The organism is Dysgonomonas reticulitermitis (assembly GCF_054601275.1).
In genome coordinates, this window is record NZ_BAAHWU010000071.1 from 1 (window position 1) to 12,219 (window position 12,219).

General features: G+C 40.0%; 8 protein-coding genes and 2 tRNA genes. 6 read left to right on the top strand and 4 right to left on the bottom strand.

Going from position 1 to position 12,219, the window contains the following annotated elements:
* Positions 1-46 precede the first annotated feature (46 nt).
* Positions 47-120, bottom strand: a tRNA-Ala gene (locus ACYPZI_RS14740).
* A 939-nt stretch (positions 121-1,059) separates the two neighbouring features.
* Here ACYPZI_RS14740 and ACYPZI_RS14745 point away from each other — a divergent pair.
* The 5 genes from ACYPZI_RS14745 to ACYPZI_RS14765 all read left to right on the top strand — a co-directional run bounded on the left by ACYPZI_RS14745 (position 1,060) and on the right by ACYPZI_RS14765 (position 10,841).
* Positions 1,060-7,944 (top strand): polymorphic toxin type 23 domain-containing protein, encoded by a 6,885-nt coding sequence (locus ACYPZI_RS14745; protein ID WP_459602932.1) that lies wholly within the window; start codon positions 1,060-1,062, stop codon positions 7,942-7,944.
* A 103-nt stretch (positions 7,945-8,047) separates the two neighbouring features.
* Positions 8,048-8,689, top strand: coding sequence for a hypothetical protein (locus ACYPZI_RS14750; RefSeq protein ID WP_459602934.1), 642 nt, complete (start codon positions 8,048-8,050; stop codon positions 8,687-8,689).
* Positions 8,686-9,351 carry a hypothetical protein gene (locus ACYPZI_RS14755; protein ID WP_459602936.1) on the top strand — a complete coding sequence of 222 codons (666 nt, stop codon included), beginning with the start codon at positions 8,686-8,688 and terminating at the stop codon, positions 9,349-9,351. The genes ACYPZI_RS14750 and ACYPZI_RS14755 overlap by 4 nt, the downstream gene beginning before the upstream one ends.
* Positions 9,352-9,368: 17 nt before the next feature.
* Positions 9,369-9,959, top strand: coding sequence for a hypothetical protein (locus ACYPZI_RS14760; protein ID WP_459602937.1), 591 nt, complete (start codon positions 9,369-9,371; stop codon positions 9,957-9,959).
* Between the two features lie 126 nt (positions 9,960-10,085).
* Positions 10,086-10,841 carry a hypothetical protein gene (locus ACYPZI_RS14765; RefSeq protein WP_459602939.1) on the top strand — a complete coding sequence of 252 codons (756 nt, stop codon included), beginning with the start codon at positions 10,086-10,088 and terminating at the stop codon, positions 10,839-10,841.
* Positions 10,842-11,291: 450 nt separating this feature from the next.
* Here the strand turns inward: ACYPZI_RS14765 and ACYPZI_RS14770 are convergent, their stop codons facing one another.
* Positions 11,292-11,615, bottom strand: a complete 324-nt coding sequence (locus tag ACYPZI_RS14770) for a hypothetical protein (RefSeq protein ID WP_459602941.1) — start codon at positions 11,613-11,615, stop codon at positions 11,292-11,294.
* On the opposite strand from ACYPZI_RS14770, the gene ACYPZI_RS14775 reads away from it, so the two are divergent.
* A complete protein-coding gene (locus tag ACYPZI_RS14775) occupies positions 11,609-11,899 on the top strand; it encodes a hypothetical protein (protein ID WP_459602943.1) in 291 nt (96 codons plus the stop codon). The two genes, ACYPZI_RS14770 and ACYPZI_RS14775, sit on opposite strands and share 7 nt — an antisense overlap.
* Here ACYPZI_RS14775 and ACYPZI_RS14780 read toward each other — a convergent pair.
* Both ACYPZI_RS14780 and ACYPZI_RS14785 read right to left on the bottom strand, forming a co-directional pair.
* Positions 11,830-12,123 (bottom strand): Arm DNA-binding domain-containing protein, encoded by a 294-nt coding sequence (locus ACYPZI_RS14780; protein ID WP_459602945.1) that lies wholly within the window; start codon positions 12,121-12,123, stop codon positions 11,830-11,832. The two genes, ACYPZI_RS14775 and ACYPZI_RS14780, sit on opposite strands and share 70 nt — an antisense overlap.
* 28 nt (positions 12,124-12,151) lie before the next feature.
* Positions 12,152-12,219, bottom strand: a tRNA-Ile gene (locus tag ACYPZI_RS14785).

The window sequence follows — 12,219 nt, forward strand, 5'->3', positions numbered from 1 at the left end:
AATTCTTAATTCTTAATTCCTCATTCTTAATTCCTAATTAACCTTGTGGAGAATAACGGATTCGAACCGTTGACCCCCTGCGTGCAAGGCAGGTGCTCTAGCCAGCTGAGCTAATCCCCCGTTTTTTAATTAAGAATGATGAATTAATAATTATGAATGGATAGCAATCCTGATTCTTTATTGTTCATTGTTCATTCTTAATTACGACGCTCTCGCGTCGTGGTAGTCCCAGGCAGATTATGATTAACCTCTCCAAACGGACTCATAATCAGCGGGATTACGCTTCATATATTTTTGCTCTCGTCTAACAATTGTACAACCAGCGTTTATAATATTTATAATTCAAGTCTCTATTGTCAAACTAAGTTTTCAATACTTTTCTTCTTCAAATCTCCTTCGATTGCGGCACCTCTCTCGGTAAGCGGATGCAAAGGTAGGGCTTTTATTGAAACTTCCAAATTGTTAGACCAAAATTTTTCTACATTTTCTATTATTTCACCTCCACATACAAGGAATATCAAAGATAAAACTTTTATGCACAACCGTTTATATTTATCTTGTTTTTTGAACTTTTTTTAAGTTTTTGAAGCCTGTTTAAATTTTATTCAACAATAAACTTATTATGTTCATTTGGGCATACACTTTCGATAAATTATACAAATTATAAAGCAACTTGAATTTTTTAATAAAAAAATCTAATATTTATTAGGATACTTTCATAATTTTTTGTAATTATGCGTTAATATTATTGATGTATCCGGTTTTATTTGTAAAGTAGAATAGCTAAAACCATTGAAATGATACAGGGACGTAAATATTTAAGTGTTTTTTCTATTTCTTCGATTTAAAACAGTAAATGAGACGCCTATGAAAATTTTTACCCCTACCGCTGTATTACCTCAGGAAAGAACCCGTTCTATCCGCCCTTGCACCTGGATCCTGTCCATATTTGGAAACTGAACTGAATTACTCTGCTGCGAGTGATAGGTAGGTACTTATTATGTCGTATCGGAAGGTTACAGTGCAAACGGGGTCATCCTGACCGATATTTCCGGGACTGTGATCGGTTCAGGGGAGAGTCTCAGTGATCCTATAAACGCCGGGACATTCAATAATGACTTTTCGTATTCCAATTCGCAGAATACAACCGGCTTCACTAATAGCTATACCGGTAAGTCCACAAACGATGTGTTCTATAAATTCACGTTGAATAAGAAGATGACGGTCACCATGAAGCATTGCGGATCGACGCTTTCGGATACATTTTTATATTTGCTGAACGCATCGGGGAGCAAAATCGATCAGAATGACGATTATTCCGGGGAAGGAAAATGTTCCAGTACAATGCATTCGTACCTGAAAAAGGATCTGGATGCCGGTACTTATTATGTCGTATCGGAAGGTTACAGTGCAAACGGGGTTATCCTGACCGATATTTCCGGGACTGTGATCGATTTAAAAGGGGACAGCTTCAGTGATCCTATAAACGCCGGGACATTCTCTTCAGATTTTAATTATTCCGATACCCAGAATACCGTGAATTATACCAACCAGCATACGGCGCGTACACCCAATGACATTTTTTACAAGTTTACCCTGAGTAAGAAAATGTTAGTAACGATGACGCATTGCGGATCGGCATTCGATACATATATGCATCTTTTGAATGCATCCGGTACTGTAATTGCCGGCAATGACGACTATTCGGGAGACGGGGCGTGTTCTACATCTACTACCCGTTCATTTATCCAAATGGCTTTAGAACCCGGAACATATTATGTCGTGTCTGAAGGTTACGGTAGTTCGGGGATCATTACAACGGGGATCATCGGTTATTCCTCCGAAGAATTCGGATATACAGATATCCCGAACTCTTATAGTTCCGATACTGATCCGGTAGGGGCAGTAGGTGGGAGTTTTAATGTATCTCCGACCGGAGCAGCTACAATATCCATACCGATTGAAGTGCCGTTAGGTGTTGGTGGTATGCAACCTGCTCTTTCCATCGTTTATAACAGTCAGTCCGGAAATGGAATTGCAGGTTGGGGATGTAATTTATCCGGTATTTCGACTATTACCCGTGCTCCAAAAGATATTTATCACGACGGAACAGCTTCAAAAATGACTTATCAGGGAAATGACGCATTTTACCTTGACGGGCAACGGTTAATATATTCATCCGGTACGGCCGGTCAGGAAGGTGCAGTATATTATCCTGAATCCGATCCGTTGACAAAAGTGATAGTTCACGGAACATATACTTCTACGACTGCTAATACATGGTTTGAAGTTCAACATTCCAATGGAATGAAATCCTATTATGGCAATACTACTTCGGGACGATTAAGTTATACCTCAGGTAGTTCTCCGCGCATTAATGCCTGGTATCTGGATTATGTGGAAGATTCGATGGGAAATTTCATGACCTATACTTACAATAACTGGAGTTACTTCATGTATCTCAATACAATAACTTATGGTAATAATAAAAACACATCTACCGGATTAACGAATACTGTTACTTTCAATTATAGCTACCGCAACGATTCATCTCCGTTTTATATCGAGAATGTAAAAGGTTATATGAGCTATAGGTTAAGCAGTATTTCAACCAAAACGGGTAGCAATGTTTACCGTACTTACGAATTGAACTATAACGATACCGATGATGGTTCGACTACAAAATACTCCCGTCTTACAACCGTTACGGTTAAAAATGGGGCTGGAGAAGCATTAAAGCCGTTTACTTTGAATTGGAATTACCTGCCTTCATTGTATCAATCGGTAAATACTGTTACTGTAAATACTCCAGTAAGTTCTTCATATTTAACTCTGGAAGAGCCAATATTCACTTCAGGGGATTTCAATGGTGACGGGTTAACAGATATAGTCAGTATGATGTCCGCTAAAGAATTGATAGGTGTTAACACTTGGTCATATTACACCTATGTATATATCTATCCTGCTTCGCTTGATAGTTATGGAAAACCTCAGTTTGGATCAAGTGGTCCATATAAATTGGGATCTTCATTCAATATGGGTGACTGGAGAGAAGAAAAAGGTGGGCCTTTCTCAGTTGATTTCGATGGAGATGGTATAAATGATTTGCTTGTACCGAACCTTTCAATAATCGATCAGGTAAGCTATAAAGTTGTTGAATTTGATTTTGTTGGAGGTACTCTTAATGGGATGAAACTTTCCTGCCCTCTAAAGAACACTTCTCAGATGCCATTATATGCTTCCGGAGACTTCAATAAAGATGGGAAAGAAGATCTAATAACATTAGAAAAAGACCATAGCAGTAATAAATATGTATGTGGAATTGTAGGAATAAATACGGGTACAACACTATATAGCGCCAGCTTAAATCTTACATTATCCTCTAAACCCGAAAAAATATTTATATCTGACTATAACGGAGATGGGTTAGATGATATATTGGTCTTCTATAGCGGTGGATACAGTATTTTCTGGAATCAGGGCAATGGTATATCTACATCCACATTCTCTGATAGTTATAAAACAACAGGTACTAATATCGGAAATGTATGGAGAATCCGTTCCGGAGATTTTAATGGAGATGGCAGGATGGACTTTATTATGAGCGCAACCGGAGACAGTAATTGGTACTTTGCTCTAAGTAATGGGAATGGAACATTTTCTAAAACAACTGCATGTACGTTAGGTATTTATGATCAGGACTTTACAGAAAAGGACAATACTAGATTCGATATTTGTGTTACAGATTTCGATGGCGATGGTAAATCCGATGTGATTATAACCAAAGCCATGTATGATAAAAAGGATGATATATGGAGTAGCCCTTGGGGTGTATTCAATACAACATATTCATATTGGATGCGTTCAACAGGCACTACGTTAACACAGGTAGCTTCCGCGACTTCTAAAAAAGATCATGATGCTCTTTCGGATCGTTATCTAATAGGAGACTTTAATGGAGACGGTCAAACTGATTTAATTAACTATGGTTATAATTGTTACAGCAGTTCCAATGCAAGCGCTGATCCTGTCTGGCGGTTCTATAAAAACAGCATCAATACCGGCAACGGGAAGATATCCTCTATCACAGACAGCTACGGCAGTACGACTTCTGTTACCTACGCATCATTTGTAGGTGGCGGTATTTATACCAAAGGTACAGGGAGCGTTTACCCGGTGGCTGATTATACAGTTCCGCTCCATGCGGTTAAATCGGTCACTGTCAATAATGGGGCTGCCGGCAGTATGACGACAAATTATCAATACGGCGGTCTGAAAATACATTTGCAGGGAAGAGGGATGCTGGGGCTGGCTTCCCGAACAGAAAACAATACTACGCTCGGCACAGTAACCGAATCGGGTGTAAAATCGTGGAATACATCCTTTTATGTACCTTCTGCAACTTATACCAAAACAACGGTGGACGGCAAAACTGCTGAAACTGAACTGGCATTGAGCGTCACAGACAAAGGTTCTAAAAAGTATTTCACTTTCCCTTCAACCAAAACCGACAAGGATTTGGACGGGAATATTGTGACCACAACTTACCAGTATAATACATCTTACGGCTATATAACGGAAGAAAAGATAGACTTCAGCAACAGCATGTATAAAACGGTACAGTACGGCAATTACATACTGGCGGGAGGAAGCTATAAACCGCAATTGGTTACTTCAATCCAGAAGCATGCCGATGACGCAGCAGTATTTACTAAAGAGACGGCTATTACATACGACGCCGTTAAAGGTTACCGGACGCAGGTTATCGGGAATTATAACTCTTCCCTGCCGCTGACAACCAATTATACTTATGATGCCATCGGAAATGTGCTGACAACCGTAGAAAGCGGTTCGGGCATAACCCCGGTTACAATTAATAATGTATATGACGCCACCTACCGGTTCCTTACAAAAACTTTCACTACCCCCGCGTCTTCGGTAAAGAGTTATACCTATGACACCTGGGGCAATGTATTGACGCAAAAGGATGAAACCCTTGCGTCCAATATACTTACTACCACCCATACCTATGACAATTGGGGTAACAGAACCTACACGGTTTTTCCTGGTGGAACGAAAACAACGACTAAATTGGGTTGGAACAACAACCAGTCGAAACGTTATTTTGTCCTGACGCAGGGAACCGGACAACCTTGGGTAAAGACATGGTATGACAACAAGGGGCGTGAAGTACTGGTTGAAACCGTCGGTGAAAAAAGCATGAACATCAAACAGGCAACCTCTTATAACGCCAAAGGGCAGGCTACGCAAAAGCAGTCCCAGACCGGCAGCCTGGTAACAACGGAATCTTATACATACGACGCCAGGGGAAGGTCGGCTTCATCGAGCAACAGCGCAGGACAGAGTATTACTTACACTTATGAAAACCGTAAGGTGACAACTGCCGTCAATGGCAAGACATATGAGAAGACTGCCGACGCCTGGGGTAATATCAAGTCCGCTACCGACCCTGTCTCTTCAGTTGCCTATACCTATTCTTCGGCAGGTAAGCCGAAAAATGTCGTTGCAGGCGGCGCTACTTTCTCCATGACCTACGACGCCATTGGAAACCGGACAGGTTTGACTGATCCGAACGCAGGGGTGTCCACCTATGCCTATGATGCTGCCGGGCGATTGACGCAGCAAACCGACGGCAACGGGAAAACGACAGCCAATGCTTACGATGTACTGGGACGTTTGGCAACGACTACTATCGATGGTGATACAACTACTTATACTTACGGTACCACCGGCTATAATTTGCTCCGCCTGGTCAAGGTGCAGACAGGAAGCAATTATTCCGCCTACACTTACGACATGTACGGACGCACCCTGACGGAAAAGCGCAATGTGGACGGGGCAGGCTTGCTCGAATTTTCATTCGCTTACAATGCACAGGGACAGTTAAGCAACATTCTTTATCCGGGAAGTGTGCAGGTGAACAGGCAGTACGATTCATACGGAAACTTATCTAAAGTATTGGCAGGCACGCAGGCTATCTGGGAATCGACAGGCGCTACCGGTACGGTTTATACCTCGCTGTTGGGAGGAACGTTGACTGCTACCCGCACGTACAACAGCCAGGGGCTTCTTACCAATATAAAGACAGTAAAAGGTTCCGCCATCCTGCACGATATGGCTTATGTGTTCAATGGGGCTACCGGCAACCTGACTTCGCGTACCGGTATGATACCGCAGGCTGAATCTTTTATTTACGACGACCTGGACAGGCTTACTACCGTTAAGCATGGCAGCGCCACGGTTATGAGTATGGACTATATGCCGAACGGCAATATAGATTCCAAGACCGGACTGGGGTTATACGATTACGGCTCCCGTCCCCATGCTGTTTCTTCTGTTGAAAACACGAACGGTTTGATTTCGACGGAAGACCAGGTGATCACCTATACAGCCTTCAACAAGGCGGCAAGCATCAGCGATAAGGTCGGGACAGACAGCCTGTTGCTCGATATAACATACGGACCTGACCGCCAGCGTTGGAAAAGCGAGTTGAAAAAGAATAATGCCTTGCAGAAAACCATTATATTTGCAGGGGACTATGAGGTTGTAACAGAGAACGGCGTAACAAGGCAGTTGTATTACATAAGCGGTGGCGACGGGTTGGCTGCTGTGTATGTAAAACAGCAGGGACAGACGGATCAGGTTTATTATGTCCATGCCGACCATCTGGGAAGTATCGTCAAACTGACCGACGGCGAGGGTACGGAGGTCTTTAAAGCCTCTTACGATGCATGGGGCAACCGGACGGTAACAAACAACGCCTTCGCTTTCCATCGCGGCTATACCGGTCATGAGCACCTGGAAGAGTTCGGATTGATTAACATGAACGGTCGCATGTACGATCCAGTATTGGGAAGGTTCCTTTCTCCCGACCCGTATGTGCAGATGATGGATTTCAGCCAGAACTATAACAGGTATAGTTATGTCTTGAATAATCCGCTACGGTTTACCGATCCGAGTGGAGAGTTCTTTTGGATACCATTTGCTATTGGATTTGCAGTAGGATATACTGCACATGGCCTCTGCACGGATAATTGGGGCCTACAGGCAATAGCTACTGGTCTTACAGTAGGATTTACAGCCAATGCGCTTACCGCTGGCTTTGTTGGAGCTGCATGGGCTTCTAATTATTCCGGTACTTTTTTAGGGCATTTTGCTCCATATGTTGGAAAAATGGCATTAGCTACTGCATACTCCCAGCTTATGCCGCCAATTGCGATACCAATTAACGATAAATTTAGTTTGAGTATCTCTCCGGGATTAGGATTTGGCACAAGTGGACTAACAGGTGGTGTAAACATAGGGGTTAATTATTACGATGAAAAGAGAGATATTAGCCTAAGTGCAGGCATAGGTTTAGGAAATAACCACTGGGGATGGAACGCTTCTTTTTCCGATGAAGGTTATGGCCTTGGTTATGGCAGAACTTATTATTCGGCCTCTAATATCGATGGACAACAGTATGGAAAACAAACAGTAGGTACAATAACCGGGTATTTCAATCATAATTCTTTTGTATTCTCTAATGATGCATTAGGCGATGGCGAAGATCGTTGGAGAACGAATGCGGTGGAACTGAATCTTGGTCGATTTTCGATAGGAACTCATCTATACACAAATTGGGGTTCACGAGATAGTAACAATAAAACTAATGATAAAGCAGCTCCTGTTTTAAAAAATAATAAAAATGGAGCGTGGGTAAATGGACAAGTGCATTTCGCCCCTGCATGGGTGGGATACCGGAATAAAAATGGACATACTACTCGTGTGGGATTTAGTCATCCAATGGTACAAAACATGACTCAAAACCTAATACATAAATATGTGACTCCAACGCCCTATTTTCTAAATTATGATAATTTCAGTTCAGGCGATTATTTCTATACTGGCTATCATAATCCTCATTCTTTGTGGGAAAGATAGCATTTAACTAAATCTATATAGCCGAAATATATAATTTCATATATGCACTTAAACATAAATAAAGAATGTATTTCGGCTTAAATTATAAAATAAAGCATCTTTTATGAAAAAATATTTAATTGTCTTCATTTGCCTTATAAATTGTATTTCATGTGTATCGCAAAAAAAAGAAATAGTCAGAAAATCAACTATTAAATTGGAAGGTAAAAATACTGGAATAAGGGATCTGATTGAAATAGACGGGCATTATCCTCTTTCATCTGATACCAGTCTTGGCAGCATAATGTTCTTTGATGACGGAACTTGGACCTACTTCCATTTTAAAAGAGATATATCACAAAAAGTAATAAAAGAAGATTTGACTGGCTCAATTAAAAGTTGGATTGATAAAGGACAAGTTCGTTGGGGTTTTCTCTGGGGAGTTTATAAAATTAAAAGTGATACGATTATTGTACACTCCTATGATAAACCAGGTTTTCTGAAAGCATGGGGGTTATCTGAAGATAAATATAAAGTTATAGATAGACAAACAATAAAAAGAGTATTTTTCAAAATAAGAACGGATGATGATTATTATAAGACGCATAGTCCTTGGATAGATGAAGACTCATTACATTTTATCTCAGCCGACTCCCTTCCATCTTCTGACAACTGGCTCAAAGAAAATAAATGGATCTGGCGCAATGAATCAGATTGGAGAAAGTACATGGATAGAATAAAGGCAGAGAAAAAATTGAAGAAATGAAAAAACATTTGTCCATGTTAATTAGTATTGTTTGTTGTATTTCTTGCATCTCACAAAAGAAAGATGTTATTACTCGGTCAACTATTAAGCTAGAAGGTGAAAATACTGCTATCCGAAATTTAATTGAAGTAGATGGGTATTATCTAATTTCAGATAAATTACGATATGGAGCTTGTATGTTTTTTGATGATGGAACTTGGGTTCAGTTCCCTTTTAAAAGTAATATCTCCGAAAAAGAGACAAAAACAAATATGATTCGCTCTGTTCAAAGTTGTATTGATGATAGACAGTTTCGTTGGGGTGATTTATGGGGAGTATATAAGATTAATAACGATACTATTATAGTGCATTCTTATGATAAACCAGGAACTTTATCTATACTCAAAGGTATGTCAACAGATGAGATAAGATATAAAATTATTGATAGAAATACAATACAGAAAATTTATTTTAGGATTAATTCAAAAGCGGGAGATCAGTATTATCGAGAAACGAAGAAAAACCTTTGGCGTAATGAAGCACCTATGAATTTTATACCAGCCGACTCCCTTCCCTCATCTGACAACTGGCTTAAAGAAAACAAATGGATTTGGCGGAACGAATCGGATTGGAAAGAATATAAGAAAAAGATTGAGCAAAAAAAGAAGGCTAATAATCATTAATGTAATTTCTGAAAAATATGAAAAAACAAACTTTAATAATTCTGTTACTATTTTTTATTTTAGTTGCATATGGGCAAGAACAAAAGAAGTATTACATAGGAGGCCATTTCTCCTACGGTAAAGCCAATTATTCATCCAACAGGTATGAGTTCACGAATTCAAAAGAGTATAAGGGGAAAGATTATTTTACCCTGGCACTTGACTATGCTTACAGGGCTTCGGAAAATACGGAATTTATAATCGGGCTGTCGGCAACCCTGGTGAAGATGGATTTTACAAGCACCTATTATAGGAATAACATCAGTTCATATACATATGATGATACTTTCGGTATTTTTTCTGTTCCTATTGGTCTAAGATATTACTTTGGAAAATATTTCCATGCCAATGCAGGTGTTAGTGTCAATTATCATCCATATAAGGGATATACCTGGGGGCTTGGAGGATTTGCCGGCCTTGGAGCTAACTATATATTCAAATCGGGCGTTTCCCTGTTTTTAACTCCACAGATACAATTGAATATGCTAAGTTTCGGAGGAGGCCCATCTATATTCGATGAAAAGTTACTGCAACTCGGACTCAATATTGGAGTCGGATATAAGTTTTAATTTTTCAACTGTTTCAAACTAAAAAAGTGAGTATTTTGCATGAAGATAAGCCGCCGCATCCTGTTTGGATGGTAAGGTGATAAATAACAGAAATAATAGTATTAATATTTTAAAAGAATAAATTCTATGAAAATAAAATATTTGGCATTAATAACAGGATTGTTGTTTTGTGGAAATATCTTTTCACAGGATATTGTGTCCAGTCTGAAAAAGTTTTATGAAGAAGCCGATATGGACTATTACAAGGGCGAAATACAGAAGAACGTGTTGGATTGCCATAAGGCCCAGTGCGAATACTGGAAGGTAGACGAATCTACCAATCCGCCCAATATTGGTTTGCTGAACGGGATAACAGTCCCGATGCTGGTTATTCAGTTCGTAGATATGGAAAATTTCAATAATGATGAAAATATCTACAGCCACATCACTATCGACAGTAGCCGTGTCTTTACGCTCGCCTGTGTCGATGATCAAATGAATGTTCTTGCCTTTGCCAATTATTATGACGGGACGTATGCATATACGGAGGTTGAATCCGAGCGGCCTGAAGATAAGGAAAAGCTCGGGCAGGTGATTAAGAATATCAATAACCATGGGCCGGAAGCCATATTGTTTTGCCATTCGTTGAAAAGGCCCCGCGACCTTAACAGTTTTATGTACATCAAAAATGACAAGATCTATGTATACCGTGTAAACGAAGGCGATGTTTTTGAGTTGAACAATTATATGAAGCAATTCCTTCCGGAGGAGAAGGTTCGCCGTTTAAATAATACGTTTGTGCCGTTCGTCCGGCAGTATTACAACAAGGAGACCCCCAGCCGGCGCACGGGAAATACCCCTGCAAAATATAAGGTACTTCGTCCCCAGGTATTAAAAAAATAGTCCGAAATCCGGGGAATTATTTATATAACACATCTGTATGCCTGGTACAATCAAGTATATGGATGTGTTTATTTATTGGGATGACATCGTATTCCAGACAATTGAAAATCGGCGGAGCCAACAAGAGTGAAACATCTCGTATCCGGAGGAATGAGATCCTTCGTTGCGCTCAGGATGACAAAGAGAGTAACATTTTGATTGTGTTGTTTTACTTTTGGGACAACCCCATTGTTTTTCTTTTTTGCAATATTTTTATTTATAAACAAATATGGTACCAGAACATATTATCTCTAATTCAATGGATAGTATCACAATTCTTTTAAAAAGTCCATTATTTTGAAAGAAAATGGGATGTACTGCCGGAATATAAAAAAATTATAATAAGCCCATCGATAAAACATCCAATTGACTGATATACTGTAAGCATTGCTGTTTTTCATGGAGATAAAACTAATTGTGGGCAGTCCCGATAATACTTTTCGATTCGTAATACCGGATCTTGCCTTTCATGTCCTGTATTTCCTTTTCTATGGATGCTGCTTTCGGTATGCAATGCTTTTCGATGAAAGAAGAAAGTTTTTGGAGCTCTTCCTGTGCCTGCCCTTTCTTTATGCTGTAGTAGTAAGCGGAGGTAAAATCAAATTCGTCTTTTGTCATCAAAAGCCTTGTGATATCTTTTGGTGTGGCATTGTCCATAAGTTCTATTTTGGGCTTTGCATTTTCTTTTGGGTTTGTATTGCCTTCTGTTTCCAATATGAAAGATATATATGCCAAATCTTCAACTGTCGGGGTATATTGTTACAACGGAAGAATCCCTTGAGAAGGTTATCGAAAGGGTTCTGGACAGGAAATTGCCTAAACCTTCGGAACCGGAGATTGAACGGACTTTCAGTATTAATCAGGTAGCCAAAATGCTACGGCGTTCGCACAAGAAGATTTCGGATCTGGTAGCGGGAGGTATTTTAAAGTGTACGCCTGACAGGCGGATTTATGAAAGCTCGGTCAGCTTATCCTTAAATCTTTCTATAAACTCTTGTGCTGTTAAAGGAATCAGATAGTTATCCAAGACGATGCTTTCGGCTTTATGGTATTGTTCTTTGATGAGTCTGTTGTAAAGGATATGGCGGGGTTCCGTTGCTTTTACTTGCTTCTTGTTCTCATTCCAGTCTCTGGGATGTACGGAAACATTAAAACCTACAAACGTAGGACGTCTATAGGCTGTATACCTCAGGCAAATCCGGCATCTACCTCCTTTTGTCCGGTAATTCTTTCTCTGTAAGATTTTTAGTGTCGCTTCTTGCCCCTTGTAGTCCCAGGCAGAGTTGAACTGCCGACCTCTACATTATCAGTGTAGCGCTCTAACCAACTGAGCTATAGG

Excerpts from the sequence above, each read along its gene's own strand:
- ACYPZI_RS14750 (WP_459602934.1), top strand. The coding sequence starts at position 8,048 with ATGAAAAAATATTTAATTGTCTTCATTTGCCTTATAAATTGTATTTCA.
- ACYPZI_RS14755 (WP_459602936.1), top strand. The coding sequence starts at position 8,686 with ATGAAAAAACATTTGTCCATGTTAATTAGTATTGTTTGTTGTATTTCT.
- ACYPZI_RS14760 (WP_459602937.1), top strand. The coding sequence starts at position 9,369 with ATGAAAAAACAAACTTTAATAATTCTGTTACTATTTTTTATTTTAGTT.
- ACYPZI_RS14765 (WP_459602939.1), top strand. The coding sequence starts at position 10,086 with ATGAAAATAAAATATTTGGCATTAATAACAGGATTGTTGTTTTGTGGA.
- ACYPZI_RS14775 (WP_459602943.1), top strand. The coding sequence starts at position 11,609 with ATGCCAAATCTTCAACTGTCGGGGTATATTGTTACAACGGAAGAATCC.